Annotated in this window: 24 protein-coding genes; 17 read left to right on the forward strand and 7 right to left on the reverse strand. The window is 47.6% G+C overall.

Going from position 1 to position 26,243, the window contains the following annotated elements; genetic code table 11:
* Nucleotides 1–21: 21 nt before the first annotated feature.
* A complete protein-coding gene (locus tag QL223_RS15925; protein WP_281545280.1) occupies nt 22–1,419 on the forward strand; it encodes a hypothetical protein in 1,398 nt (465 codons plus the stop codon).
* A gap of 451 nt (nt 1,420–1,870) precedes the next feature.
* On the opposite strand, the gene QL223_RS15930 is transcribed toward QL223_RS15925, so the two are convergent.
* From QL223_RS15930 to fba, 4 genes are all read right to left on the reverse strand, one after another.
* Nucleotides 1,871–2,701, reverse strand: a complete 831-nt coding sequence (locus QL223_RS15930) for an inositol monophosphatase (protein ID WP_281545342.1) — start codon at nt 2,699–2,701, stop codon at nt 1,871–1,873.
* An 88-nt stretch (nt 2,702–2,789) separates the two neighbouring features.
* Nucleotides 2,790–3,812, reverse strand: a complete 1,023-nt coding sequence (locus QL223_RS15935; protein WP_281545281.1) for a class 1 fructose-bisphosphatase — start codon at nt 3,810–3,812, stop codon at nt 2,790–2,792.
* Between the two features lie 9 nt (nt 3,813–3,821).
* Nucleotides 3,822–4,748 (reverse strand): phosphoribulokinase, encoded by a 927-nt coding sequence (locus QL223_RS15940; protein ID WP_002537127.1) that lies wholly within the window; start codon nt 4,746–4,748, stop codon nt 3,822–3,824.
* 44 nt (nt 4,749–4,792) lie between these two features.
* Entirely contained in the window at nt 4,793–5,857 is a 1,065-nt protein-coding gene (gene fba, locus QL223_RS15945; protein ID WP_281545282.1) for a class II fructose-bisphosphate aldolase, read from the reverse strand.
* A 402-nt stretch (nt 5,858–6,259) separates the two neighbouring features.
* Between fba and QL223_RS15950 the strand changes: the two genes are divergently transcribed.
* The 5 genes from QL223_RS15950 to QL223_RS15970 all read left to right on the forward strand — a co-directional run bounded on the left by QL223_RS15950 (nt 6,260) and on the right by QL223_RS15970 (nt 12,374).
* The gene (locus tag QL223_RS15950) at nt 6,260–7,678 is read left to right on the forward strand and encodes a form I ribulose bisphosphate carboxylase large subunit (RefSeq protein ID WP_251879526.1); all 1,419 of its coding nucleotides are present in this window, start codon (nt 6,260–6,262) and stop codon (nt 7,676–7,678) included.
* 22 nt (nt 7,679–7,700) lie between these two features.
* On the forward strand, nt 7,701–8,060 hold the full coding sequence (locus tag QL223_RS15955) for a ribulose bisphosphate carboxylase small subunit (protein ID WP_002537135.1): 360 nt from the start codon (nt 7,701–7,703) through the stop codon (nt 8,058–8,060).
* Between the two features lie 133 nt (nt 8,061–8,193).
* Complete coding sequence (locus QL223_RS15960) at nt 8,194–9,015, forward strand: CbbQ/NirQ/NorQ/GpvN family protein (protein WP_281545283.1); 822 nt, start codon at nt 8,194–8,196, stop codon at nt 9,013–9,015.
* A 21-nt stretch (nt 9,016–9,036) separates the two neighbouring features.
* A complete protein-coding gene (locus tag QL223_RS15965; protein WP_281545284.1) occupies nt 9,037–11,394 on the forward strand; it encodes a VWA domain-containing protein in 2,358 nt (785 codons plus the stop codon).
* 53 nt (nt 11,395–11,447) lie between these two features.
* Nucleotides 11,448–12,374 carry a LysR family transcriptional regulator gene (locus QL223_RS15970; protein WP_281545285.1) on the forward strand — a complete coding sequence of 309 codons (927 nt, stop codon included), beginning with the start codon at nt 11,448–11,450 and terminating at the stop codon, nt 12,372–12,374.
* A gap of 46 nt (nt 12,375–12,420) precedes the next feature.
* Here QL223_RS15970 and QL223_RS15975 read toward each other — a convergent pair whose 3' ends face one another.
* Both QL223_RS15975 and QL223_RS15980 read right to left on the reverse strand, forming a co-directional pair.
* Nucleotides 12,421–14,502: a PAS domain-containing sensor histidine kinase gene (locus QL223_RS15975; protein ID WP_281545286.1), complete on the reverse strand. Its 2,082-nt coding sequence runs from the start codon at nt 14,500–14,502 to the stop codon at nt 12,421–12,423.
* Entirely contained in the window at nt 14,499–15,692 is a 1,194-nt protein-coding gene (locus tag QL223_RS15980; protein ID WP_281545287.1) for an FIST N-terminal domain-containing protein, read from the reverse strand. The genes QL223_RS15975 and QL223_RS15980 overlap by 4 nt, the downstream gene beginning before the upstream one ends.
* 157 nt (nt 15,693–15,849) lie before the next feature.
* Between QL223_RS15980 and QL223_RS15985 the strand changes: the two genes are divergently transcribed.
* Nucleotides 15,850–16,470 (forward strand): hypothetical protein, encoded by a 621-nt coding sequence (locus QL223_RS15985; protein WP_281545288.1) that lies wholly within the window; start codon nt 15,850–15,852, stop codon nt 16,468–16,470.
* Between the two features lie 115 nt (nt 16,471–16,585).
* On the opposite strand, the gene QL223_RS15990 is transcribed toward QL223_RS15985, so the two are convergent.
* On the reverse strand, nt 16,586–16,996 hold the full coding sequence (locus QL223_RS15990; RefSeq protein ID WP_281545289.1) for a hypothetical protein: 411 nt from the start codon (nt 16,994–16,996) through the stop codon (nt 16,586–16,588).
* Between the two features lie 275 nt (nt 16,997–17,271).
* On the opposite strand from QL223_RS15990, the gene ccoN reads away from it, so the two are divergent.
* The 10 genes from ccoN (at nt 17,272) to uspE (ending at nt 26,198) form a co-directional block, all read left to right on the forward strand.
* Nucleotides 17,272–18,699 carry a cytochrome-c oxidase, cbb3-type subunit I gene (ccoN, locus tag QL223_RS15995; protein WP_002537144.1) on the forward strand — a complete coding sequence of 476 codons (1,428 nt, stop codon included), beginning with the start codon at nt 17,272–17,274 and terminating at the stop codon, nt 18,697–18,699.
* Between the two features lie 12 nt (nt 18,700–18,711).
* Nucleotides 18,712–19,323, forward strand: coding sequence for a cytochrome-c oxidase, cbb3-type subunit II (ccoO, locus tag QL223_RS16000; RefSeq protein ID WP_002537146.1), 612 nt, complete (start codon nt 18,712–18,714; stop codon nt 19,321–19,323).
* 9 nt (nt 19,324–19,332) lie between these two features.
* Nucleotides 19,333–19,500, forward strand: a complete 168-nt coding sequence (locus QL223_RS16005; protein ID WP_002537147.1) for a CcoQ/FixQ family Cbb3-type cytochrome c oxidase assembly chaperone — start codon at nt 19,333–19,335, stop codon at nt 19,498–19,500.
* Nucleotides 19,497–20,468: a cytochrome-c oxidase, cbb3-type subunit III gene (gene ccoP, locus QL223_RS16010; RefSeq protein ID WP_046302645.1), complete on the forward strand. Its 972-nt coding sequence runs from the start codon at nt 19,497–19,499 to the stop codon at nt 20,466–20,468. The genes QL223_RS16005 and ccoP overlap by 4 nt, the downstream gene beginning before the upstream one ends.
* A gap of 77 nt (nt 20,469–20,545) precedes the next feature.
* A complete protein-coding gene (locus QL223_RS16015; RefSeq protein ID WP_281545290.1) occupies nt 20,546–21,037 on the forward strand; it encodes a FixH family protein in 492 nt (163 codons plus the stop codon).
* Nucleotides 21,034–23,427, forward strand: a complete 2,394-nt coding sequence (locus tag QL223_RS16020) for a heavy metal translocating P-type ATPase (protein ID WP_281545291.1) — start codon at nt 21,034–21,036, stop codon at nt 23,425–23,427. Before QL223_RS16015 ends, QL223_RS16020 begins: the two co-directional genes overlap by 4 nt.
* A gap of 4 nt (nt 23,428–23,431) precedes the next feature.
* Entirely contained in the window at nt 23,432–23,623 is a 192-nt protein-coding gene (gene ccoS, locus QL223_RS16025; protein WP_281545292.1) for a cbb3-type cytochrome oxidase assembly protein CcoS, read from the forward strand.
* Nucleotides 23,623–24,297 carry a sulfite exporter TauE/SafE family protein gene (locus tag QL223_RS16030; protein ID WP_281545293.1) on the forward strand — a complete coding sequence of 225 codons (675 nt, stop codon included), beginning with the start codon at nt 23,623–23,625 and terminating at the stop codon, nt 24,295–24,297. Before ccoS ends, QL223_RS16030 begins: the two co-directional genes overlap by 1 nt.
* 63 nt (nt 24,298–24,360) lie before the next feature.
* Nucleotides 24,361–25,104, forward strand: coding sequence for an FNR family transcription factor (locus QL223_RS16035; protein WP_002537156.1), 744 nt, complete (start codon nt 24,361–24,363; stop codon nt 25,102–25,104).
* 143 nt (nt 25,105–25,247) lie between these two features.
* The gene (gene uspE, locus QL223_RS16040; protein WP_002537157.1) at nt 25,248–26,198 is read left to right on the forward strand and encodes a universal stress protein UspE; all 951 of its coding nucleotides are present in this window, start codon (nt 25,248–25,250) and stop codon (nt 26,196–26,198) included.
* Nucleotides 26,199–26,243 lie beyond the last annotated feature (45 nt).

The raw sequence follows: 26,243 nt of genomic DNA on the forward strand, positions 1-26,243 counted from the left end.
TATGCAATCAATTTAATTCAAGTGATTCATAATCAGCACAAGAACGTTTGTAATTTTTACAATTCAGTCAAAAAGGCCCTGATTATCAGGGCCTCTTCGCATCTAAGCTTTCACCGGATCAAGCTGACTTGGCTTTTTGGAAAAACGGCGAAGCCATTTCAACACCGGCTTTTCCAAGCCGTAATAGGTCAAGCTGGCAATTGCATCCCGCCATTGTGGAAACAACATATCAGCGGCCCATCAAAATCAGGCAAAACAGTTTTGGTGGAGAGTGCAATCGGTTCTGACAACCTCATTACCGTCACCGGTGGAGGTATTACTGACTCAGAAGATGTGTGGAAGAAAGTTTTAGATAAACTTGGTGTGCCATACGAAAGTCAAAGAACGAACAGTGACAGCGCAACAAGCCAAACCAAATTTGATGCAAAAGGTAGTGTAAAAGCCATGGGTGTGTCTGTGGGAGCGGGAGCTTCAACTTCAGAAACTGAAGGCAACGTTGCTCAAAGGTCAACTAAACAAACGCGCGACTACTTCAACTTGGTTACTGAGCTTCTATCAGGTTCAAACAAAGTTATTTTTCTTGATGACTTCCATTACATAAATCCGAAAATACAAGCTTTGATTGCTCAGCAGGTTAAAGAGCTAATCAGAAGCCAAGTGTCCGTGGTCTATGCATCAGTCCCTTATCACTCTGATGATATCATTAGGGCTAATTCAGATTTACAGGGCAGGCTCTTCAAAATAGATCTTTCTTATTGGTCGGATACAGAACTGCTAAAGATTGTAGATACCGGATTGGCGCAACTAAATTTTGCTATTGATGGAACAGCCAAGGGTAAGTTAATTTCTGAGGCGGCAGGCTCTCCTCAACTTATGCAATCTCTCTGCCTGCACCTTTGTAGAGTCATGGAAGCTAGGACAAGTCATTGCAGCCAAGAAGCTCCTAGAGACATCACTCCTAATTCGGATCAATTTAGACAGACCTGCGTCAAAGTCAGTCAAACAACTGATTTTGACAACCTCATTTCAAAACTGTTGGCTGGCGCTAAGACTAAGGGTAAACCTAGAAACAGCTACCAATTGAAGGATGGGTCAACAGGTGATGTTTATTCAATAACTCTTAAAGCTCTAAAGAAAGACCCAGCATCGATGATTACTCGATACAATGAGCTATACGAAAAGATTAAGTCAATTTGTGAAACACCACCTCAAAGTACTGGTATTTTTCAGGCTTGTACAAAGATCAGTGACATCAGTGCGGAGCACGTATTTGGAAGTGTTGGAAGTTGCGAGGAGAGCGACAACGATACAGAGGAGGAAGTTAAGGCTCCTCTTATCGAATTTGACGCTGAAGATAGTGTTATAGCGATCAGAGACCCATATCTTCTTTATTCAATTCGCTGGACTGATAGATTTTAGTAAAGAAGCCCGATTTGCGGGCTTCTTTTTTGACTGAACTACGGCAACGGCTTGTAAAAGAAGTTGTTTACGACATCTTGAAGTACTTTGAACAGCATCGGTTTACGTCCAAGGAGGCGAAGTTTTTTATCAAGAACTAGAGGACATTTTAACTGTGCTTAAAAGTGACATTACAACTTAGCGCCTACACCTCCAGTACGCATTATGTATATTATGTTAAATGTGATGTGCGGCTACGCCAAATCTGACTCTCCTACGTCTGTCATTACCCACTTTCTTCAAAGATTTCAGTCTATTAAACGTAATTATCTATTTACCATAAAATAGATAATTACCAATTCTCTAAGACGCTCATATTGGATCATTCTGTTCCAACAGAGTTCTTCTAGCTTTGGTGAATTATCGAAAGCCGGATGCGGCGGCCTGGCTTGTGTGGCTGATGCCGATCCGGTTACAGATGTTGGTTGATGAGTTGTTGCCATCGCTCAAACTGCGCTGGCTGTGTGGCGGCAATGACTGACCTTGCCTGCATGGATTGGTTAAACACGTTGCTGCCATCAAACGATGATGACATGCCGCCGGCTTCTGACAGAATCAAAGTTCCTGCTGCGTAATCCCACAGCTTTTGTTCTCCGTGCAGATAAAGCTGGCAACGATTTGCGGCTATCCAACACCAATCCAACGCGCTCGCCCCGAAACTTCGTTGTGAACGATATGGCGGCTTGGCAGCAAGTTCTGTAGCCAGTGCTTGTGGCAACCTCTTGAAGTCGACCATAGCCATTGTGCTTTTTAAGTTATTCTCGCTATCCGCCTGATTTATTTGGGTGAAACCAGACAGCTTGACTCCATTAAGTGTAGCGCCATTCCTCTGAGAAGCGTAAAAACACTCATCCCTGATCGGATCGTAAACCAGACCAACACGAATCTCTCCTTCGAAGATCAGTGCCAAAGATGTGCAGAAATACGGTATGCCAAAGGCAAAATTGCTGGTTCCATCGATCGGATCCAACACCCAGAACGGTCTTTTTTTGTTTTTAAAAACAGCTTGTTGTGTCTCTATAGGCTGTTCTTCACTGAGTACCCCAATGTTTGGCCAGTAGGTAGAAAACGCATCAATCAAACGGTTCTGCATCTCCGTATCGGCGGCGGTCACTATGTCATTATTGTCTTTGTAGCCAATATCGGTGTTAGCCAAACCGAGCTGATACAGTGGAAGTATCGTTTTGAACGCCGTACTTCTGACGATATCGAAAAGCAGAGATTGCAGATCGCTTTCCCGCATTTTCAAAAAATCGCCCAAAGACGAGTGGGTTTCAGAAGTCTCTATTATCATGATGATTTACCTTTAATTTCCTATTTAGGTCATTAAGTTACGCTTCTTTATCCATACTGAGGTGATACCGTTCCACTCTTTCCACTTCTTCACGGGCGCCAATAACGACGGGAATACGTTGATGCAAACGGTGAGGTTTAACGGAAAGAATACGTTCCCTACCCGTTGATGCTGCGCCTCCCGCCTGTTCGATGATGAAGCTCATAGGGTTAGCTTCATAAAGTAGACGCAAGCGCCCTTCTTTCACGTTCTCACGGCTGTCCCGCGGATAAAGAAATATGCCACCACGCATTAGAATTCGGTGCACTTCTGCGACCATGGACGCTACCCAACGGGTATTGAAGTCACGTCCTCGTGGGCCTTCTTTGCCTTCGACAACCTCGTCGATATAGCGTTTTACCGCAGGTTCCCAGTGGCGTTGGTTCGACATATTGATGGCAAACTCGCTGGTCTTGTCAGGAATGGTCAGATTGGGATGGGTGAGAATGAACTCGCCAATGTCTCTGTCCAGCGTAAAGCCATTCACGCCCTGCCCTGTGGTCAGCACCAGATTGGTAGCAGGCCCATAGAGCACGTACCCTGCACACACCTGACTGGCACCAGGTTGCAGAAAATCCTGCTCTGTCGGCGCTGAAACGCCCGATGGACAGCGAAGAATCGAGAAAATCGTCCCAATCGAAACATTCACTTCGGTGTTTGAAGAACCGTCCAAGGGGTCGAAAACCAGCAGGTATTTCCCTTTGGGAAACTTGGCGGGAATTGGATAAACCTCTTCCATTTCTTCCGATGCCATCGCGCCTACATGCCCTGACCATTCCAGCGCTTTGATCAGGATTTCATTGGAAATCACATCGAGCTTTTTCTGGGTTTCGCCCTGAATATTCTCAGTGTCGGCTGAACCAAGTACATTGATGAGTTGCCCACGGCTCACGTCGTCTGCAATCTCTTTACAGGCAGTGACAATGGTGTTGAGCAGCAAGGTAAAGTCACCTGTCGCTTCGGGCAATTTTCGTAAATCTTCGATGATAAAACGGGTAAATGTCGTTCCTTTCCTGATCATGCTTCCTCCTTACAGCGCTGGCACGCGCTTCGAGAAGCGATCATGGGTGGTTTCAACACTCACACGGTTAGAACCGTGCAGTACCAGTTCTTCAATCAATGGCTGCATGATCAGCTCCATCGCGAATCCCATTTTTCCGCCAGGCACGACGATGTTGTTGCGCCTGGACATAAACGATCCGTGAATCATATTGAGCAGGTGCTGGAAATCGACGCCGGTTTTCTTGGGATCACGGAAACGAATCACCACCATGCTTTCGTCCAGAGTGGGAATATCCCGCGAGATAAACGGGTTAGAGGTATCCACCATAGGCACGCGCTGGAAGTTGATGTCCGTGAGTGAAAATTGCGGTGTGATGTAATGAACGTAGTCGTGCATACGACGCAAAATGGTATCGGTCACAGCTTCTCTGCTATAGCCTCGCACATGGGTATCTCGGTGGATTTTTTGAATCCATTCCAGGTTCACAATGGGAACCACACCTATTAAAAGGTCAACGTATTGCGCGACATTGCTGGCAGCAGTGACCACGCCGCCATGCAGACCTTCGTAGAACAGAAGATCTGATCCCTCGGGTATCTGGCTCCAATCGGTGAAAGTGCCGGGGCGTGATTGATGAAGCTGAGCTTCTTCTTCGTTGTGAACATAGTAACGACGCAGCGCAGTACCTGATTCTGCATAGGCGCGGAAGGTTTTCTCCAGTTCGGCGAAATCGTTGCCTTCAGGACCAAAATGACTCAGGTTCTTCCCTTTTTCCTGCGCCCTCCTCAGCCTTTCGCGCATCTCTGCGCGGTCATATTTGTGGTAGCTGTCGCCTTCAATCACGGCGGCTTTGAACTGGTTGCGACGGAAAATTTGTTCCATCGCGTTTTTCACTGTTGAGGTGCCAGCACCGGATGATCCGGTCACTGCTACAATGGGATGCTTCACTGACATAGTTTTCTCCTTCAAATGAAATGCGTTGTAGGTTCAGATCGATTTCATCTGACGGAGGGATTCAATTCGCCGGAAGCATAACGGGCAGACATAACTTCCAGACTGACAGGTTTAATTTTCGATGCCATACCTGCGCAACCAAAGGCTTGATAGCGTTCTTTACACAAGGCTTCCATGGCTTTGGTGGCAGCTACGAGGAATTTTCTGGGATCAAAGTTGCTGGGATTTTGTGCGAGGAAGCGTCGCACCGCGCCTGTGCTTGCCATGCGAAGGTCGGTATCAATGTTCACTTTGCGAACGCCGTGGCGAATCCCTTCGACAATCTCCTCAACGGGCACGCCGTAGGTTTCTCCCATATCTCCACCAAACTCATTGATGATTTGCAGCCACTCTTGAGGCACGGAAGATGAACCGTGCATCACTAAATGCGTATCCGGGATCCTTTCGTGTATGGCTTTTACACGCTCGATGGCAAGAATGTCGCCGGTTGGCGGACGGCTGAATTTGTAAGCACCATGACTGGTACCAATAGCGATGGCCAAAGCATCAACGCCTGTTTGACGCACAAACATGGCGGCTTCTTCGGGATCAGTAAGCAATTGATCGTGACTCAACACCCCTTCCGCACCGGAGCCGTCTTCTTCCCCTGCTGTGCCAGTTTCGAGTGAGCCTAAGCAGCCCAACTCCCCTTCTACAGAAACGCCACCAGCGTGGGACATGTCAACCACCCGCGCTGTTACGTCGCAGTTATATTCGTAACTCGCGGGCGTTTTCATGTCTTCGAGCAAGGATCCGTCCATCATCACGGAAGTAAACCCCTGCTGAATAGATTGCAGACAGACGGCGGGTGAAGCCCCGTGATCCTGATGTACGACGACGGGAATTTCTGGCCATTGCTCTACAGATGCCAGCATTAAATGACGCAGGAACCCTGCCCCTGCATAGGTTCTGGCTCCCGCTGACGCTTGCAGGATCACGGGCGCATCGCAGCTGGCAGCAGCCCCCATAATGGCGTGTACCTGCTCCATATTGTTGACGTTAAATGCGGGAACGCCGTATCCAAATTCGGCGGCGTGGTCGAGCAATTGTCTCAAACTGATCAATGCCATGACGGTCTCCTTGGACGCAAAATAAAATTCCTTCTGCATTCCAAGTTATCCAGTCGGTTACGGTGACTCCAATCAGGAATAGCCGCAAAGATGATAAGGAAAACTTATAGCCTTGATATTCGAACACTTAACCAAATGAAATCAGTTTGTTAGTGAATTAGTGCCTGACAAAAACTCTGCTTTGTCGAATCGACATCAATCAAAAATATCTTAACAAAGTCAATATATTATCGTTATATCTCGTCATCAAAATGGTGAAAATCTGCCTTTTAACAGAACTTCTTATCCTGAGCATAAGAAGAACCAATTTCACTTGTGGCCGCCCTTTCCCAACACTTAATCACAAGCAATCTTCATCAGAAGGTTTCAAGCCATCTGGCGATTCACAGAAGGAAATGGGTTATGGCTAAGAGTTATCAGGCAGGTGTAAAGGAGTACCGGGAAACATACTGGATGCCCGAATATACCCCCGCTGACACCGACATTCTGGCGTGTTTTAAAATCGAACCCCAACCGGGTGTGCCAAGAGAAGAAGCCGCCGCCGCGGTTGCTGCAGAGTCCTCGACCGGTACATGGACCACGGTATGGACTGACTTGCTCACGGATCTGGATTACTACAAAGGACGCGCTTACGCGATTGAAGATGTGCCTGGTGATGACAGTACCTTCTATGCCTTCGTCGCCTATCCCATCGATTTGTTTGAAGAAGGATCTGTGGTTAACGTGCTGACGTCGCTCGTTGGTAATGTATTCGGCTTTAAAGCGATTCGTGGTTTGCGGCTTGAAGATGTGCGATTCCCCATCGCGTATGTGAAAACCTGTGGCGGACCGCCGAACGGTATTCAAGTCGAGCGCGACAAGCTCAACAAATACGGCCGTGCGCTGTTGGGTTGCACCATTAAACCCAAGCTGGGTTTGTCGGCGAAGAATTATGGCCGCGCGTGTTATGAAGGTCTTCGTGGAGGGTTGGATTTCACTAAAGATGACGAGAACGTGAATTCCCAGCCTTTCATGCGCTGGCGTGATCGTTTCGAGTATGTCGCCGAAGCCATTCACCGCGCTGAGCGTGAAACCGGAGAGCGTAAAGGCCACTATCTGAATGTGACCGCGCCTACCCCGGAAGAAATGTATCGTCGCGCTGAATTTGCGAAAGAACTCGACATGCCCATCATCATGCACGACTACCTGACCGCGGGCTTTACCGCCAACACAGGTCTGGCGAACTGGTGCCGTGAAAACGGTATGTTGCTCCACATTCACCGTGCGATGCACGCCGTTCTTGATAGAAACCCCCGCCACGGTATCCATTTCCGCGTGCTGTCGAAATGCCTGCGTCTGTCAGGTGGTGATCATCTTCATTCCGGTACCGTGGTGGGCAAACTCGAAGGCGACCGTGAGGCGACGCTGGGTTGGATCGATATCATGCGTGATCGCTTCATTAAGGAAGATCGTTCCCGTGGCATTTTCTTCGATCAGGACTTCGGCTCTATGCCTGGCGTTCTGCCTGTGGCGTCTGGTGGTATCCATGTGTGGCATATGCCGGCGTTGGTGTCTATCTTCGGCGATGACGCGGTGTTCCAGTTTGGTGGCGGTACTTTGGGTCACCCTTGGGGTAATGCTGCAGGCGCAGCTGCCAACCGTGTCGCTTTGGAAGCTTGTACACAAGCGCGCAACGAAGGCCGTGTGCTGGAACGTGAAGGCAAAGACATTCTTACACAGGCAGCGAAACACAGCCCTGAGTTGAAGGCCGCCATGGAAACGTGGAAAGAGATCAAGTTTGAATTCGATACAGTCGACAAACTCGATGTTGTGCACGCCTAGTGATAGATGAAGGAGAATCCCAATGAGTGAAGTGATGGATTATTCGTCGCGGCTGACTGACCCGCACAGCCGCAAGTTTGAAACTTTTTCTTATCTGCCGAGAATGACCGCTGAACAGATTCGCCGTCAGGTCGAGTTCATTGTCAGCAAAGGTTGGAACCCGGCCATTGAGCACACTGAGCCGGAAGAAGCGGCAAGCTCTTACTGGTACATGTGGAAACTGCCCATGTTTGGTGAAACCAATGTCGATCAGATCCTGAACGAAGCGCAGCTCTGCCATAACCTGAATCCGAACCACCATGTTCGTTTGATTGGTTATGACAACTATCGCCAAAGTCAGGGAGCATCCATGGTTATCTACCGCGCCCCAGGATTTGAGTAACCCCGAACTTACCCAAACTTCTCCGGTGCTGTTTGGGTAAACCTTCTCGATAGGGCTTGGCTGGGAATGTGCGGTCCTGCGTCTCCCAGCCCTTTTTCCCTGTTGGTTTAGCTCATTCGTTACGGAGTTCACTATGAGTCAGGCAGTCCAACCTGTGCCGCTTAACAATCAATATCTGATTGCCAACGAGCCTTACTATCAAGAATCTGGCGATGAAATTTCGCTGTACCAAGCCGCGTATGATTCCCGCATTCCTATGATGCTCAAAGGTCCCACGGGCTGTGGGAAAACCCGCTTTATCGAACATATGGCCTGGCGATTGGGTAAACCGCTTATCACGATTTCGTGTCATGAAGACATGACAGCTTCCGACTTAATTGGCCGCTACCTACTCAATGCAGAAGGCACCTACTGGCAAGATGGCCCCTTGACGACCGCAGCGAGAATCGGAGCGATTTGTTATCTCGATGAAGTGGTTGAAGCGCGTCAGGATACGACCGTCGCTATTCATTCTCTGACTGACTACCGCCGGACACTGTCTCTGGAAAAGAAAGGTGAACTGCTGCAGGCACATGACGATTTCCAATTGGTGATCTCCTACAATCCCGGTTACCAGACGCTGATGAAAGATCTTAAAACCTCCACCAAACAGCGTTTCGCGGCATTGGAATTCGGGTATCCGGATGAGGAAACCGAGACCTCAATTGTTTGTCATGAAACTGGTATCGACGAAGGCACAGCCGGTCGGTTGATTCAAATTGCCAAACACGCCAGAAACCTCGTGGGACATGGGCTCAATGAAGGTATCTCTACCCGCCTCCTGGTGTATACCGCACAACTTATCAAGAAAGGCATTCCCCCTGTTGCGGCCTGCCACATGGCTTTGGTTCGTCCGCTGAGCGATGACACAGACATTCGAGAAACCTTGGAAACAACGGTTCAGGGTTGCTTCTGATGAGAGATTTTGGGGCTAAATATGGATGACAGAATACGCGCCAATAAACAAAGAATTGAAGCGCAGCTGGTAGAAAAAGCAGATGGGTTAAAGTTCGCTTTTGAAACTGGCTTTCAGGAAGCTGAAGCACTGATGAGTACCATTGATCTGAATGAATATTTGACGGCGGCATTAGATTTATTCGATAAAAATCAATCTGATGAATCAATAACTGCATTCCTGTTATCCGTTCCAAATACTCATAACCACATAGGTGACAGCGTCACACTTGATATAAGAAATACCATTGTTACCTTGTCTGAATGGTTAGGTTCGGAGCGCCTATCTCAATATCTGAATACCCTGCCTGCTGTCGCGGAAAGGCTTTGCTCAAAGGATGGCTTAAACATCTACCAAAAGCTTGTTGAGGAATTAGCTCGGACTGCGCCTAGGTGCCTTAAAGTATTTCTCACGCGATCTCCCAGTTTTCTCACATCGTTACCCATTTTAGGCTTGCGTCACTGGGCACTCATTGGCGCTAAATCACATGCAAACCAGATAGATTCCCTACACAGTTACTTCACACTCGCGTCACCGGAAAGTCAGAATATTTTTCAAAGACAGCGCCGCGGTACCCTTTTTGTAGATGCCCAGCGTCAACTTAATTTTTACCTCCGTGCTATCTGGGGCCGCGATTTCTTTCTCCGTCCCAGAATTATCGAGATCAATGGCGCCGAAAGTGAACAAAATTCTTCGCCACTATCTACTATTCACAGCGGCACCATTTTGTTGCCGGATGCCATGGAAGATCAGGAACCCAGCAATCCAACACTTTCGGCGAAAAATTTATACCGAGCGTCTGTGACTCATGCCGCAGCGCACTTGATGTTTTCTCGACCAAAACCACACGGCGATTACTCTGACATTCAGCGCTACTGTTACGGACTCGTAGAAGATGCCCGCGTCGAAGCGTTAGCAATCAGAGATTTTCCCGGTTTGCGCCAACTATGGATGCCCTTCCATCTTGCTCAAGTCAAAAAAAGTAACGACGAAGCCAACCAACTGTCACTGGCATTGCTATCAGGTAATGCTGAAGATGCTCCAGCGCATCTCACTTACGTCGTTAATACGTTCAATGCTTTGAGCATGAATAACTCTTTAGAACAGGAAGTCCATACAGACACGCTAGCCCGACGTTTAGCTTGTGATATAGAGATCAGTGATGAGGGCAATTTGCCTAATCAGCTTTTTTATCGTGACGACAATACTTACCTCTGGTTTGAAAACGGTGATGAGTTTTATCAATGGCCGCTTCTTTCTGAACCTCAGGTTAAAAGAACCGTCAATGTGATGGAAATGGTCAATGAAATAGACAACGAACTGGCTGATGATAACGCTCAGGAAGTATGGATTCTGGAGTCTGAGTTTTTTCGGGATGGCGATCCTGAAAACGTCAGCATGAATGAACTGGAAGGCAAACAACAAATATCATCCCCCTTCCACTATCCAGAATGGGACTATACGGCAAATCAAATGCGCCCGGCATGGGTAACACTCACAGAGCGTTCGGTAAAAAAAAGTACTGCTTCTAAAATCGATGAACTCGTAGAAAGCCGGCAAGCTCAACTCAGGAAAATCAAAGCCATCGTTGAAGCGCTTCAACCTAAAGGGCTTCAGCGACTGAGAAAACAGTTTGAAGGTGATGAGTTGGATCTTGATGCGGCAATTGATGCCATGAAAGAAATTCGTCGTGGCGCGCTGCCGGATATGAACATTGACCAAAGGCTTATTCGGCGCGAGCGGGATTTAGCCGTATTGGTTCTACTGGATCTTTCTCAATCGACCGTGGATTCACTACCTAGAAATCACGGTGATCTCAGAGTGCTGGATATTGCCCAGGAAGCGACAGTGATGTTGGCAAATGCGATTGATGGTATTGGAGATCCATTTGCCATTCATGGGTTCAATTCCAACGGACGAAGTGATGTTCGTTACCAACGCTTTAAAGATTTTGATGAAGCATACGATGACATAACAAAATCCCGGTTAGCTGGTATGGAAGGCGGTTTATCGACACGAATGGGCGCAGCATTGCGACATGCCAAAACATATTTGGCTCAGCAACCCCAGCGAAAAAAGCTACTGTTAATGATCAGCGATGGAGAACCTGCGGACATAGACAGCCGTGATCCGCTTTATCTTCAGGCTGATACCAAACATGCTATCGATGATGTGTTAATGCAAGGCATCACTCCATTCTGTCTGACGATAGATCCGGACGCGGACAATTACGTCGCTCAGATATTTGGTGAAGGCCATTATTCAGTTTTGGATGATGCCAACAGACTGCCTGATGTATTACCGAACTTGTTCGCGAGCATTACCCGGACGTCTGCCTAATCATTCGCTGTTCATTAAAAGCACTCTCTGCATAAGAAACAAGGAAGGTTGTTATGCATTTGACGTTAAGACAGCTCAATATTTTTCAGGCAGTTGCAACGCATTTAAGTTTCACGCGCGCTGCCGCTGAACTGCACCTCACTCAGCCTGCCGTTTCGATGCAGATAAAACAACTCGAAGACAATATCGGCTTGCCGTTGTTTGAGCATTTAGGGAAATCCCTATTTCTCACTCATGCCGGCGAGGAGCTTCTGGGTTACTGCGAACGCATTTCTGAGCAGCTACGCGATGCCGAAGATGCGTTTGAGAAAATGAAATCACTGACCTGCGGAAAACTTAAAGTGACCGTCGCCAGCACCGCAAACTATTTCGCGGCTAAGCTGCTGGCTGAGTTTTCTCAGCAACACCCAGAGATAAAAATCAGCTTGAAAGTCACGAACCGCGAACAATTACTGAAAGACATTAAAAGTAATGATTGTGACCTGGTGATCATGGGAAAGCCGCCGGCGGAGTTTGATGTAGAAGCGACGGTATTTATGGAGAACCCATTGGTAGTCATCGCCCCTGTGAATCATCCACTCTGCCGCCAAAGCAAGATTCCGTTATCTGTGATAGCCAAAGAGCCAATGGTTGTGAGAGAGAAAGGTTCGGGAACACGATTTTCGATTGAGCGCTTTTTCCTTCAACACGGGCACGAACTAAATGTCTCGGCGGAAATGAGTGCCAGTGAAGCGATTAAGCAAGCGGTGTCTGCCGGTTTAAGTTTGGGAATCGTTTCCAGCCATACCATTTCGTTAGAGTTGGAAGCAGGAAAACTTAAAGTGCTGGATGTGGAAGACATGCCGATCATTCGGCATTGGTATTTGGTCCATCGAAGTGACAAGGCACTGTCGCCTATCGCGCAGGCGTTCAGTAACTATCTGTTAAGCCGCAATAATCACGAGGATATAGAGGTGGAACGACAGATTGTAAAAATGTGACGGCGTCACAATTCAGCCAAAGTCGGACAAAGAACACCCAACCCGCTCACTCTTTAACCTTTGCGTGACGCTGTAACGCCTGTTTTAGTACTACGGCACGGATAGGTTTGGTAACAAAGTCATCCATTCCGGCTTCCATGCAACGTTCTTTGTCTTCATTCATTGCGTTGGCTGTCAAAGCGATAATTGGTAATTCATAGCCTTCAGCACGCAGTTGCTTGGTCGCTTCAATACCACAAAGTACTGGCATCGACATGTCCATCAGAATCATATCGAACTGGACGTGTCCATCATGAACCAAATCGACCGCTTCTTTGCCATTGTTTGCTACGACGACATGGTGCCCCGCTTTCTCCAGCATCAGCTTTGCCACCATCTGGTTGGCTTTGCTGTCTTCTGCTACCAGAATGCTCAATGCGTGAAGGTCACTTTCTTCAACATTGTCTTTTTTCACCTGCTCTGTCGGCGAAGGCTCAATAAGAGGTATATCGATATAGAAGGTGGTGCCTACACCTTGCTCGCTGTCAAAGTCGATGCTGCCGTTCATCATGGTCACCAACTTTTTACAGATGGAAAGCCCCAGACCGGTTCCACCATATTGGCGGGTAATGCTGCCATCTGCCTGAGTAAACGGCAGGAACACATCTTTTTTACGTTCGGCGTTGATACCAATTCCGGTATCTTTCACGGAGAGCTTCAATCTTCCATTACGGACACGCATTGAGACTTTGACTTTACCGTGCTCGGTAAACTTCACGGCATTGCCAACCAGGTTCAATAAGATCTGGGTGAAGCGGTTACCGTCCTGATAAATGTTGTCAGGTACATCATCGGCGATGTCCATTTCCATTTTGATATCTTTACGGGACGAAACTTCGTTGAGTTGGCTGAACACAACAGTGACACTGTCACGTGGGTTGATACTTTCAGGATGCAGAGAGAAGCGTTCTGACTCAATTCTCGATAAATCAAGCACATCATTAATGATGGTAAGGAGCAATTGAGCCGATTTATCCATTTGGGAAACCCAAACGGTTTGCTCGTCATCCAGCGGAGATTGTTGCAACGTATCCAGTAACCCCATTACCGCATTGAGTGGCGTACGGATTTCATGACTCATCATTGCCAGAAATTGGGATTTCGCGGCGTTGGCAGATTCTGCCTGTTGTCTTGCCTGTTGCAGTTCGTGTAACCGCTGCTTTCGGGCTGTAATGTCTTTCGCCGTACCCCGAAACCCCATACAGTTCCCACGCTTGTCGTAATAAGGTCGACCTGACAAGCTGATCCACTGCTCTCTTCCTTCTTGGAATACTTTCCACTCCACTTCAGAGAATGGTTGTTCAAGTTGAATCAAGTCGAGTAATTTGTGTTTCACATCCGGCTGGCGATTCAACTGGTTCATTATCCCCTGCGGCTCAGCAGAGAATGATTCATTTGATGGCGAAGAAAGATAGGTGAACTGCAGGTTATTATTGATTTCCCAGAACCAGTCACCGGCAGTTTTCGCAAAGTCACGAAAACGCTGACGACTGGCAGTTAATTCTTGAGTCTTGACTGACACCAAACACTGGAGACGTTCGCGGTAGTCAATATCTATGATTGTGCGTTCGATTAGCGGTCGAAAACGCTCAATAACCTGTTGTGATTTGGTTTGGAAACGCCCTTTTTCTGAAGCGAACAGGATGAGGATCGACTCGCTGGCATTCACCGTCATCCCGGTGATCAGCGCGGAACGGCACGAGTCAAAATCATCGCCTTGCAACAAGGAGAATTCTTTCACTCTTTCTGGCGCATAGAGTACGACGGTCTGGCCATTCACGCAGCGGGAGAAAGTCCCGCCATCTTCCCAGATAAAGTTTTCTACATGTGGTGATGTGGACACCAAACAGGAATATTTGTCTTCCGTTTCTTTGTTACGGGTTAGCACCACTGCATTATCAAAAGAAACATAGCGCTCAATCACTTTCAACAGCGTGTTGAACACTTCGATTTTGTTGCTGGCACCAGACATCGCGGAGATCGCTGACAGAATCGCGCGGTTTTCTTCCTTGAACTTTTGCTCTCTCTCTTCAACACGGTTCAGTTCGAACAGTGTTTCCTGCAACTTCTCTGAGATTGCGCCTGTCATAGCTCATCCTTGTGGAACAATACGGCGGATATCATCAAATTTCCGTGGGCAATTTCTCCCCCGAGGAACTGTCCTTGCTCGCCAAAGGTAAACGGGCAAATAAAGGGGGCATGATGCATTGATAGACGCATATTCGCTGCGACGTTGTGCAGAGAATCGCTAACATGAAGCATACATCCTGCACAATATATTGCTAATCCGCCGATTGGGTCACAGGTATTCTTGTCGTGGTCGTTGGCTGAATCTACAACGCGCCCTGCCCTCGACACCAACATTTCCGTCGTGCCGGACATGAAATGAACTGTCTCACCTTCCTGAATATTACAGAACATCTGAATGCCACCTTCCGGAGAGACTGTGGCTGGGTGAGAAAGCGTATAGTAAGGCATTCCATGGATTTCGCCTGTCTGACGACCCAGAGGAAAAAGCGTTGACTGGGCAAACAGCCCATCGGGATCGATAGCATTGCCTGTGGCGTTGAAATACCACTTTCCGTAGACGTCAAAAGCAGGTTTACCGTCCAATTCGACGAGTGTACGACCGTCTACCTTGGTAGCGACCGCACTTGACCCCATGGCAGCATAGCCATTGTGAAATGAATAGCTGACACGAGCAGAGGGGAAAAAGACGGCCATGGCGATGCCTTCCGACGTCACGCGCGCGTTGTCCATCAGAGACCATTTACCACTGACACCGTCATCAGCGGCTGAACCACCAATAATAGGAATATTGACACCGAGCTCTTCTCGAATAGCCTGAAGAATGGTTTCTTCATGACCCGGTGTGGCATGTAATGTGATGAGCGCGGGCAACTCTCCGGGACGTCCACTGCTATCAATAGCTCTGCTGAGAACTGTCCGTGCGGATTCGGCGATGTCATCACCTTCTTTTAATTCGCAGAGTGCCGACCCATATGCACCGTCTGCATCTTCAACGGCCCATACTGAAATAGAATGCCCGCCGACGTAACCTTTGTCTGTCATGGTTCCCTGACATGAGGAACAACCAATGACATAAGTATTGGGGAAATGCGTATTCAGTTCACGTTTGATCGCTTCAGCGTCTTGCGTTTCTGTGTAATAAACAAGCATGAGCGAAGGAGAGGAGATTTTTTGAGATATCTCCCTGGCTATGACTTGTATGGCCTCACAGGCTTTGGGGGCGGTTGATGATGATGTCGCAATTCTCATTTACATCTACACAGCTTGGTTGCGGCAATACCTTCAATAATAGCCTTCTCACTTCTGCAAACACCAGTTTTTACCGTGATTCTTTTCGCTTAATCACTGAATTCTCTATTAATAGACGATAGAATCGCCGACATCGACCAAAAACTCCGCTTGAGCAATGGATAGCCAGCTTTATATCGTCATTAATGCGAATCTCCCACTAGGACAAATAATTAGCAAGCGCCTCGCCCAAAAAGGCAATACTGTGGTGTATTTGGCAGACAATGAGCAAGACGGATATGCCATTGCCGCCGATGAGCCAAGAGTCAGATATCGATATTGCCTGCCCTTCGATCGCACCATGATTGCTGACGAGTTCGATTGGGCTACGTCAAATGTTGCCTCTGTGGATGGCGTGGTCGTGCTGGTATCTGAGAGTACGATTGACCAACTCAAAATGCCGCTGGATGAAACCTTCTTTGCTTCGCTAAAAGCTAACGCCTCAGACACTATTGATGAACTCACCCTGACCTACGTTATCGTTCCCGATAAAAGCGAAGATGCTAGCGACTCTTTGAAAGCACTTCACTTAAAGCTATGCCAACTTGCCCATTCGAATAAAACTGTTCACAAAGGACTAAAAGTGAATCATGTCGTCATTGGCGGTGATCAATACACTCAGGGTCCAAAGTGTCCCGATATTGCAACCGATGCGTCAGATCTTATCCATTACCTGTGCTCTGAACATGCTAAAGCAGTGCGGCATCAGGCATTTTATTTTGGTAATTTGATAGATTAACAGGCAGTAAAAAAGCAGCCTTTAGCTGCTTTAATGTGAATTTTAAGACGTTCAGCCAATTTGAATGACTTAACTCAAGATTGTTAACGCCATTCGCATAAATATTAATTCGATGTTAAAAGTTAATTTCTAATTGATCTCGATCAATGTTTAAAAGCCATTTATGCGATGACCCGGAATTAACATCAGTAGGTAAAGCATAAATATAGACCCGTTTTTTATCTTCTTTTTCAAAAAATTTGTGAGAAGTTATGACTTTTTCAGGCTGACCTAACCACTGCAACTCACCGGGTGCATAGACTGAATCAACAAGCATAATAAGTGAATTATCAGCTTGATTTTCAACCTTAATCTCCACTGTTTTACCATTAATAGAAACGCTGCAACTTCCCGCTACTACTGAACATTTTAAAGTTTCTTGGGTATTGGAATAGTCTACCGTCCTCCAAATAAAAGCGGTTACGAGCACTGTCATAACGACTAATATTTGTACTAAACGACCTGTGGTTAATTTTTCTGCTGCCATGTGATTTATGCTTTTCCCGTGTTACAGAGCTCAAAGTTTTAGTAGAAATGTTACCCGAGCGTAAACCGAGTGTGGGTTCGACCCTGTATTTAACTGAATAACTGAAGTATTATCACCAATGAAAATGCCACTTTTACAATGAAATAGCAATGGAATGCATCAAGTGGGTATAAATCAATCACTATTCGCATTGCATTGCTTCTGGGGTGGCATTGTGACGTTTAAGTCACTTTGTAATACGTGAGTGTAGTAATCAAAAAGTGGAAGCATGCAATATGAGCCAAGAAAAGCAGCTTGAACTGGAATACAACTACCGCGTTGTCCGTCAATTCACCCTGGTAACTATCCTGTGGGGAATCGTGGGCATGGGTGTTGGTGTTCTAATTGCCGCTCAGCTGGTATGGCCTGCGCTGAACTTCGACATTCCTTATCTGACTTATAGCCGTTTACGCCCACTGCATACCAATGCGGTGATTTTTGCGTTCGGCACCAGCGCCCTGTTTGCGACGTCTTATTACGTTGTACAGCGCACCTGTCAGACAAGGCTGTTCGGAGGTAAGCTGGCTGAATTTACCTTCTGGGGATGGCAAGCAATCATTCTGTCTGCAGCAATAACACTACCTATGGGTTTCACCAGTGGTAAAGAATATGCAGAGCTGGAATGGCCAATCGATATCGCTATTGCGGTCGTATGGGTTTCATACGCCGTCGTGTTCTTTGGAACGCTAATCAAACGTAAAACCTCGCACATCTATGTTGCTAACTGGTTTTTCGGTGGATTTATCATCACCGTCGCTGTCCTGCACATCGTAAACAGCATGGCAATTCCAGTTTCCGGAATGAAGTCATATTCGATATATGCGGGCGCCATCGATGCCATGATCCAATGGTGGTACGGTCACAATGCTGTAGGCTTCCTTTTGACTGCAGGTTTCCTGGGTATGATGTACTACTTCGTCCCGAAACAAGCAGGTCGTCCGGTTTACTCCTATCGCCTTTCTATCGTTCACTTCTGGGCACTGGTATCTCTGTACATCTGGGCGGGTCCTCACCATCTGCACTACACTGCTCTACCTGACTGGACTCAGTCACTGGGTATGGTGATGTCCGTTATCCTGTTCGCTCCTTCGTGGGGTGGCATGATCAACGGTATCATGACGCTGTCAGGTGCTTGGCACAAACTGCGTTATGACCCAATCCTTCGATTCCTGATTGTTTCTCTGTCTTTCTACGGTATGTCTACCTTCGAAGGTCCGATGATGGCAATCAAGACAGTTAACGCACTGTCACACTACACCGACTGGACAATCGGCCACGTTCACTCCGGCGCTTTGGGCTGGGTAGCGATGGTATCTATCGGTGCGGTTTACCACCTAATTCCAAAATTGTTCGGGCAAGAGCGTATGTACTCTATCAACCTGATCAATGTCCATTTCTGGCTAGCAACTGTAGGTACCGTGCTGTACATCGTTGCAATGTGGATTTCCGGCGTAATGCAGGGTCTGATGTGGCGTGCAGTTAACACTGACGGCACCCTGACCTACAGCTTTGTAGAATCTTTGGAAGCTTCTTATCCGTTCTACTTTGTACGTTTCGTTGGTGGCGCAATCTTCTGGTCAGGCATGCTCTTGATGGCTTACAACACCTACAAGACGATTGCCGCGCCAAAAGCAAGCCTCAAATCCGTTGAGCAAGCAGCATAAGGAGACCAACGAATGAGTTCTAGTCGTCATGAAATTGTAGAAAAGAACGTTGGTCTTTTCGCTATCCTCACGGTCATTGCTATCAGCCTCGGTGCGCTTGTTGAAATCACACCGTTGCTGTTCCAAAAGCAAACGACCGAACCTGTTGATAACCTGCGCCCATACACTGCACTGGAAATGGAAGGCCGCGACATTTACATCCGTGAAGGCTGTAACGTTTGTCACAGCCAGATGATTCGTCCTTTCCGTGCGGAAACTGAGCGCTACGGTCACTACTCTGTGGCGGGTGAAAGTGTTTGGGAACACCCATTCCTATGGGGTTCCAAGCGTACAGGTCCTGATTTGGCGCGCGTTGGTGACCGTTACTCTGATGAGTGGCACCGCGTTCACCTTATCGACCCTCGTGCGGTTGTGCCTGAGTCAAACATGCCTGGCTTCCCTTGGTTGGAAGAGAATGTTCTGACTGGCGACAACACAGCTAAGAAACTGACTGTTTTCCGCGATATGTTCGGTGTTCCATACACTGATGAGCAAATCGCAAATGCGAAAACAGACGTTGAAGGTAAAACGGAGATGGATGCCATCATCGCTTACCTGCAGTCACTCGGCCACGCGATGAAATAAGGAGCTCTTATGGCATCTTTTCATGCCCTATGGACGCTAGCGATTTTCGTCTGCTTCATTGTGATTGTGCTTTGGGCCTATAGCAGTCGCCGTAAAAAGGAATTCGACGAAGCTGCTAACCTCGTCTTCGCTGACGAGGAGAAAGGCGATAAAAAGACAGGAGAAGATAACAAATGACTACGTTTTGGAGTCTATTTATCACTGTCATTACCATTGGTACCCTTGTGGGTTGTGCCGCACTGATTATTTGGTGTAGCAAAGACCTTGATGGCGTGGCTGATGGTGAAGATATGGGCCACGAATACGATGGTATTCGTGAGCTGAACAACCCACTGCCTAAGTGGTGGTCGTACATGTTTTGGGCGACCATCGTATTCGGCGCGGTTTACTTCGTACTGTATCCTGGTCTGGGTAACTGGAAAGGCGTTTTCAATTGGCAAAGTTCCGCTCAGGACGTTGCGAATATTGAAGAGTCACGTCAGTTGCTGGCTAATAGCGACGGTATTGACCAATATGCGCGCGAGCTAGCATCTGCGAACGCGATTTTCGGCGAAACCTTCCGCAAACTCGCATACAAGCCAGGTTCGGATGAACTGCAAGATATCACTGAAATTGCTAAGAACCCTGAAGCAATTAAAGTGGGTCAACGCCTGTTCATTCAAAACTGTGCTCAGTGCCACGGCTCTGATGCTCGAGGTCAGTCTGGCTTCCCTAACCTAACCGACGAAGCTTGGTTGTATGGCGGTGAGCCAGAAACCATTAAAGCGACTCTGGTTAATGGTCGAGTGGGTAATATGCCATCATGGCTTGACGCGCTGGGTGAAGATGGCGTTCGTGAAGTCGCTTCTTACACGCTGAGCCTGTCGGGCCGTAAGGTTGACGCTCAGGAAGCTGCGAAAGGTAAAACACGCTTCGTTGTGTGTGCAGCATGTCACGGTACAGACGGTAAAGGTAACCCAGCATTTGGTGCACCTGATCTGACTGACAACGTGTGGCTGTTCGGCGGCTCTCGTAAAGCCGTTGAAGAAACCATTCGCTATGGTCGCCAAGGCGTTATGCCAGCTTGGAAAGACATTCTGGACGAAGACAAGATCCAGCTGCTTTCTGCTTATGTTTGGCAGCTAAGCACACCGCAAAACCAATAAAATCAATAATTAGTTAGTTAAGCCCCTGCTTGCAGGGGCTTTTTTCCCCAAGAATTCAGTTCACACAGGAAAGCGATATGATTAAGCCATGGTATAAGCAGTTTTGGCCCTGGTTCCTGATAGCCCTTCCAGGTAGCGTTGTCGTTGCCAGTCTTTTCACTTTTGCATTGTTCAGCAAAAATCAGGTATCCCTTGTCGCCGAAGATTATTACAAAGAAGGTAAAGGGATTAACATCGACATATCCCGCTTGAAGAAAGCCGATGAGCTCGCCATCTCCGCTTTCCTGTCTGCACAGAATGACACCGCTATTTTCACCTTGGATAAAGGTGAGCTAACGCAATACCCTACTCTAAAAATTACATTCCAACACCGTACGCTTGCTGATAGAGATATCGAACAGATGGTCAACGCTGATGCTTCCGGCCGCTACCGACTCGCCCTGAGCGAACCGCTCACTGGCCCTTGGTACGTTGAAGTTAACGCATTTGATGGGACGTGGGCGCTAAATGGCCGCGCAAATTTCCCATCTGAAGACCCAGTAGCGTTGTATGGTCAGAGCAAGGAATGACGAAAGATTGTTATCACTGTGGAGAGCCGGTTCTTACCGGTGACTCTTATAAAGTCGAGATTCAGGGCGCCACCCGAATTATGTGTTGCCCTGGATGTGAAGCGGTCGCCACCACCATTGTGGCAAGCGGCCTCACCTCTTACTACGAATACCGCACTGCTCCAGCAGAAAAAGCCAGCCTAGTACCGGAAGAACTTCAATCACTCTCTCTTTACGACAACGAAGACGTCCAACAGGAATTCGTGCGTCATGAAGGCGGGATAGATGAAGTTGTTTTGTCAGTCGATGGCGTATCTTGTGCTGCATGCGCTTGGTTGATTGAAAAACAACTAAATAGCCAAGAAGGTGTCTCGCGCATTCGCGTCAACACCACAACCAACCGCGCAACGCTTCGTTGGGACCCATCAAAAACCAAACTCAGTACTTTGCTTAATAAGATTCACGCGCTTGGCTACAAAGCGGCACCTTTCGAAGCTGATAATCAGGAAGCGCAATATCACCACACAATGAAGCAATACCTTTATAAGTTGGGTATTGCTGGTCTCGCGACCATGCAGGTCATGATGCTGGCTGTTGCTATGTACTTCGAAGTATTCGGAGACATGGACGAAGCGTTTCGTGATTACTTCCGCTGGGTAAGCTTGATATTTGCAACGCCGGTTCTACTCTATTCCGCGATGCCTTTCTATATCAACGCTTGGCGAAACCTCAAAGCCCGAACGCTCGGAATGGATGTTCCTGTTTCAATCGCGCTTTTGTTTGCCTATTTCGCCAGCTTGTATGCCACCATCACAGGAAAAGGCGAAGTGTTCTTCGAATCCATAGCCATGTTCACCTTCTTCCTGCTGGTTGGCCGATTCCTTGAAATGCGCGCCCGAAGAACGGCGGCTGCTGCAAGCGCAAACTTGCTTAAGCTGATCCCGCGTCTGGCGACACTGGCATCGGGTGAGCAAATCCCAGCTAAGTCGCTGACCATCGGTCATGTTGTGCGTGTATTACCTGGTGAACCCTTCCCTGCAGATGGGTTGGTCTTAGAGGGCGTGACAACGGTCGATGAATCTATGCTGACTGGTGAGTCCATGCCCGAATCACGTCAAAGTGGTGAGTATGTCTATGCGGGCACCATGAACATTGATGGAAACGTGAATGTAAAGGTGACGGCTGAGAAAAAAGACTCCCTTATTGCCCATATTGTTGAGCTCCAGGATGCTGCTCAGCTTGCCAAACCGCGAGTCGCTGAAATTGCTGATATCGTCGCACGCTATTTCGTCGCTGCTATTCTCGTCATTTCGGCTTGTACCTGGTGGTACTGGCAAAGTCATCGCCCAGAAGACGCTTTCTGGATCATGCTTTCTGTATTGGTCGCAACCTGTCCCTGTGCGTTGTCATTGGCAACACCTACCGCATTGACCTGTTCAACATCCACCTTTGGCAAACTCGGTATTCTTCTGCGTCGGGGCCATGTATTCGAAACACTGACGCACATTAACCGAGTTGTCATTGATAAAACCGGCACACTAACCGAAGGCAACGTTTCAATTGCTGATACCCAGATATACGCAGACATTGATGCAAATCAGGCTACTGCTATCGCTGCGTCTTTGGAGTCCTATGCTAACCACCCTATCGCGGAAGCTTTTAGCGGCTTTGATATAACTAAGGGGTTAGAGAACGTTGAAAACGTCATCGGTGAAGGTTTAAAAGGCCAATTAGATGGTGACGAATGGCGTATCGGCAAGCCTCAGTTTGCATTAAACAACACGCAAATTTCCGAGCAAAGTACTCACCAGATTTGGCTATCCCGAAATGGTGAGGCGGTAGCGTCATATTTGCTTGTTGACCCAATCCGTGAGTCAAGCAAAACGCTGATCGAGAAGTTCCACGAAGCTGGCATCAAAGTCACCATGCTAACCGGCGACAACTCAGCCACAGCTCAAGCTGTCGCTGATAAATTGGGTATTGATGAACTGGTCGCAGGTGTATCGCCGCAAGGTAAGCTCGAGTATTTAAATTCTCTACCGCAGGACCAAATTACCATGATGATTGGTGATGGGGTGAACGATGCGCCTGTGCTGGCTGGTGCGCACCTTTCGGTTGCCATGGGCGGAGGCACTGACGTGGCAAAAGCCTCTGCGGATATGGTATTGCTCGGTGATGACCTCACCAAGCTACTCGATGCGCGCAAATTGGCGGCTTTTACCCAAAAAATCATTCGTCAGAATCTGGCTTGGGCATTAGGATACAATCTTGTGATTTTGCCACTGGCGGTGATGGGATTTGTCGCACCTTATGTGGCGGTAGCTGGTATGTCAGGCAGCTCGGTGATCGTCGTTACGAACTCGCTTCGTTTGTTTAAGAAAGACCTCATTGAAAAGCTGAAGGGAGAGTAACGGTTTGGAAAGTCTGTATATCCTCATCCCCATCGCAATTGCTTTGGTTTGTGTCGCCGTAGGGATTTTTATCTGGGCGGTAAAATCCGAGCAATTTGAAGATCTTGAAAGACAAGGCATGAACATCCTTCTTGATGAGGATGAATCAACATCCTCATCAAAGAAGCAGAGCGACACCTCGTCGGAACAACAATAATGCCCATCAGTGATCTCATTGCTGCTTTTACAGTTGGCCTGCTTGGTGCAGGCCATTGTTTAGGTATGTGTGGCGGTGTCGCCGCCGCTGTTTCCATGGGGACTCCCCAAAATCAACATAAACTCCCTTTCCTTCTCTTTTACAACGGCGGCCGCCTGCTTTCTTATGGCTTGATTGGTGCTATTGCAGGTGGATTAGTAGCAGGTGTTGTCGGTGTAACGCAAATCACCCAACAGCTACTTTGGCTAAGGTTGGCTGCTGCTATCATGATGATTTTGCTTGCTTTGTACATTGGTCGGTTCTGGAATGGCCTTGCCTATGTGGAGAAAGTGGGCCAAGTGCTTTGGAAACGTCTTTCCCCCCTTTCCACTAAGTTACTTCCGTTGCGCTCCCCCATGGCGGCTTTACCATTTGGTATGTTGTGGGGCTGGTTGCCTTGCGGGTTGGTATATTCGGCGTTGAGCTGGGCAGCTGTGGCCGGAAATGCACTAGATGGATTGTTGATAATGCTCGCATTTGGTTTAGGAACTCTCCCTGCAATGATTTTGGTTGGCTCTGCTGCAGAAGCAACCAAGAACCTCCTTAACAATCTGATATTCCGAAGGATCTCATCATTGATACTGCTAATGTACGGAATTGTTACCGCTTACTCTGTATACAATCAGTTGTACTAAGTCTCGCTTTCTCTTCCGGAAATGGTAAAATATTGACTCAAATCAATTTGGCTAAGCAGGCTCATGATTCAAGACAAAATTCCTACTAAACGTGTTCAATCTGGCGGTTGTGCAATCCATTGTCAGGACTGCAGCATCAGTCAGCTTTGTATTCCTTTTACGTTAAGCGAGAGTGAGCTGAATCAGCTTGACCAAATTATCGAGCGTAAAAAGCCGATTCAAAAAGGTCAGCCATTATTCCAAGCGGGCGATCAACTTCGTTCGTTGTATGCCATCCGTTCCGGCACCATCAAAAGCTACACCATCACCGAGCAAGGTGATGAGCAAATCACAGCATTCCACTTAGCTGGAGATCTCGTTGGCTTTGACGCGATAAACCATATGTCCCACCCTAGCTTTGCGCAGGCGTTGGAAACTTCTATGGTATGTGAAATCCCGTTTGAGATTCTTGATGACCTATCAGGCAAAATGCCTAAGCTTCGTCAGCAGATCATGCGTTTGATGAGTAACGAAATCAAAGGTGATCAGGAAATGATCCTGCTTCTTTCTAAGAAGAATGCAGAAGAACGTCTAGCCGCATTCTTACACAGCCTGTCTACTCGTTTCTCTCAGCGTGGCTTTTCAGCAAAAGAGTTCCGTTTGACGATGACACGTGGTGATATCGGTAATTACCTTGGCTTAACTGTTGAAACCATCAGCCGTCTGCTTGGCCGTTTCCAAAAGAGCGGCATGCTAAGTGTTAAAGGCAAATACATTACGATTCTTGACCACGATGAATTAAGCCGTTTGGCGGGTGTTTCCAAGTAAATCCCCCTGCTTTACAAATGACTTATGGAATGGCGCTACACGCGCCATTTCTCTTTTTTTACGTTTATCTATCTGAATTTATCGCAAACTCCTGCCACAATGGGTTAAATTAAAGTATCGGCATCACCCAGCTGGAGGTTGTTATGAACAGATATACCAACTTGCTCGTCGCTATCGATCCCGACCACGAAGAACAACCCGCGCTCTCCCGCGCGATGGATATCGCGAGAAAATCTTCTGCGCCTGTCAAAATAACCCTATTCCTTGCCATCTATGACTTTTCTTATGAAATGACCTCTATGCTTTCCGCAGAAGAGCGTCAGGCAATGCGTGCAGGCGTGCTCAAACAGCGAGAAGAATGGATAGATTCAGTCGTTGAAAACAATGCGTGTGAAGGGATAGATGTTGTAAAACACCTTGTCTGGCACAATCGTCCTTACGAAAGCATGATCGCAAAAGTGTTTGATGGAGAGCATGACTTGCTTATCAAAGCGACACATCAGCACGATAAGCTCGGTTCTTTGATTTTCACGCCAACTGACTGGCACCTGCTTCGCAAATGCCCATGCCCCGTTCTTCTCGTAAAAGAACATAGCTGGCCTGAGCATGGAAAGATCCTCACCGCGGTGAATGTTTCTTCTGAAAATGAAACCCATGAGCCGCTCAATGACAAACTGATAGATGAAGCAAAAGCGATGAGTAAACTTCTTAACGCAGAAGTGAACCTCGTTAACGCCTACCCTGCAACACCGGTGAACGTCACGATAGAGCTTCCTGAGTTCGATCCTGCTTCATACACTGACGCCGTGAGAGGACACCATTTGCTTCAGATGAAAGCATTGCGGCAAAAACATAGCATTGATGAAGAGCAGACTTTCTGCCTGGAAGGTTTGCCCGAGGATGTTATCCCCGCCGTTTCCAAAGAGCTTGATGCTGAGTTAGTGATACTGGGAACAACAGGGCGTGTGGGATTGTCGGCCATCTTTATCGGCAATACCGCTGAACATACTATTGACCAACTCAACTGTGACGTTTTAGCGATTAAACCTGACGGTTATGTCAGCCCGCTCGCACCTAATGTTGGCTTAGGCTGAGAAACATATTTTGAAAAGCGCCGAAAGGCGCTTTTTCTTTGTCTA

This window comes from Grimontia sp. SpTr1, from assembly GCF_947387585.1.
Taxonomy (GTDB): domain Bacteria; phylum Pseudomonadota; class Gammaproteobacteria; order Enterobacterales; family Vibrionaceae; genus Enterovibrio; species Enterovibrio indicus.

Bases quoted from the DNA above. Each gene is read 5' to 3' on its own strand.
- QL223_RS15930 (WP_281545342.1), bottom strand. From the start codon at position 2,701: ATGCGGGAAAGCGATCTGCAATCTCTGCTTTTCGATATCGTCAGAAGT.
- QL223_RS15935 (WP_281545281.1), bottom strand. From the start codon at position 3,812: ATGATCAGGAAAGGAACGACATTTACCCGTTTTATCATCGAAGATTTA.
- QL223_RS15940 (WP_002537127.1), bottom strand. From the start codon at position 4,748: ATGTCAGTGAAGCATCCCATTGTAGCAGTGACCGGATCATCCGGTGCT.
- fba (WP_281545282.1), bottom strand. From the start codon at position 5,857: ATGGCATTGATCAGTTTGAGACAATTGCTCGACCACGCCGCCGAATTT.
- QL223_RS15950 (WP_251879526.1), top strand. From the start codon at position 6,260: ATGGCTAAGAGTTATCAGGCAGGTGTAAAGGAGTACCGGGAAACATAC.
- QL223_RS15955 (WP_002537135.1), top strand. From the start codon at position 7,701: ATGAGTGAAGTGATGGATTATTCGTCGCGGCTGACTGACCCGCACAGC.
- QL223_RS15960 (WP_281545283.1), top strand. From the start codon at position 8,194: ATGAGTCAGGCAGTCCAACCTGTGCCGCTTAACAATCAATATCTGATT.
- QL223_RS15965 (WP_281545284.1), top strand. From the start codon at position 9,037: ATGGATGACAGAATACGCGCCAATAAACAAAGAATTGAAGCGCAGCTG.
- QL223_RS15970 (WP_281545285.1), top strand. From the start codon at position 11,448: ATGCATTTGACGTTAAGACAGCTCAATATTTTTCAGGCAGTTGCAACG.
- QL223_RS15975 (WP_281545286.1), bottom strand. From the start codon at position 14,502: ATGACAGGCGCAATCTCAGAGAAGTTGCAGGAAACACTGTTCGAACTG.
- QL223_RS15980 (WP_281545287.1), bottom strand. From the start codon at position 15,692: ATGAGAATTGCGACATCATCATCAACCGCCCCCAAAGCCTGTGAGGCC.
- QL223_RS15985 (WP_281545288.1), top strand. From the start codon at position 15,850: ATGGATAGCCAGCTTTATATCGTCATTAATGCGAATCTCCCACTAGGA.
- QL223_RS15990 (WP_281545289.1), bottom strand. From the start codon at position 16,996: ATGGCAGCAGAAAAATTAACCACAGGTCGTTTAGTACAAATATTAGTC.
- ccoN (WP_002537144.1), top strand. From the start codon at position 17,272: ATGAGCCAAGAAAAGCAGCTTGAACTGGAATACAACTACCGCGTTGTC.
- ccoO (WP_002537146.1), top strand. From the start codon at position 18,712: ATGAGTTCTAGTCGTCATGAAATTGTAGAAAAGAACGTTGGTCTTTTC.
- QL223_RS16005 (WP_002537147.1), top strand. From the start codon at position 19,333: ATGGCATCTTTTCATGCCCTATGGACGCTAGCGATTTTCGTCTGCTTC.
- ccoP (WP_046302645.1), top strand. From the start codon at position 19,497: ATGACTACGTTTTGGAGTCTATTTATCACTGTCATTACCATTGGTACC.
- QL223_RS16015 (WP_281545290.1), top strand. From the start codon at position 20,546: ATGATTAAGCCATGGTATAAGCAGTTTTGGCCCTGGTTCCTGATAGCC.
- QL223_RS16020 (WP_281545291.1), top strand. From the start codon at position 21,034: ATGACGAAAGATTGTTATCACTGTGGAGAGCCGGTTCTTACCGGTGAC.
- QL223_RS16030 (WP_281545293.1), top strand. From the start codon at position 23,623: ATGCCCATCAGTGATCTCATTGCTGCTTTTACAGTTGGCCTGCTTGGT.
- QL223_RS16035 (WP_002537156.1), top strand. From the start codon at position 24,361: ATGATTCAAGACAAAATTCCTACTAAACGTGTTCAATCTGGCGGTTGT.
- uspE (WP_002537157.1), top strand. From the start codon at position 25,248: ATGAACAGATATACCAACTTGCTCGTCGCTATCGATCCCGACCACGAA.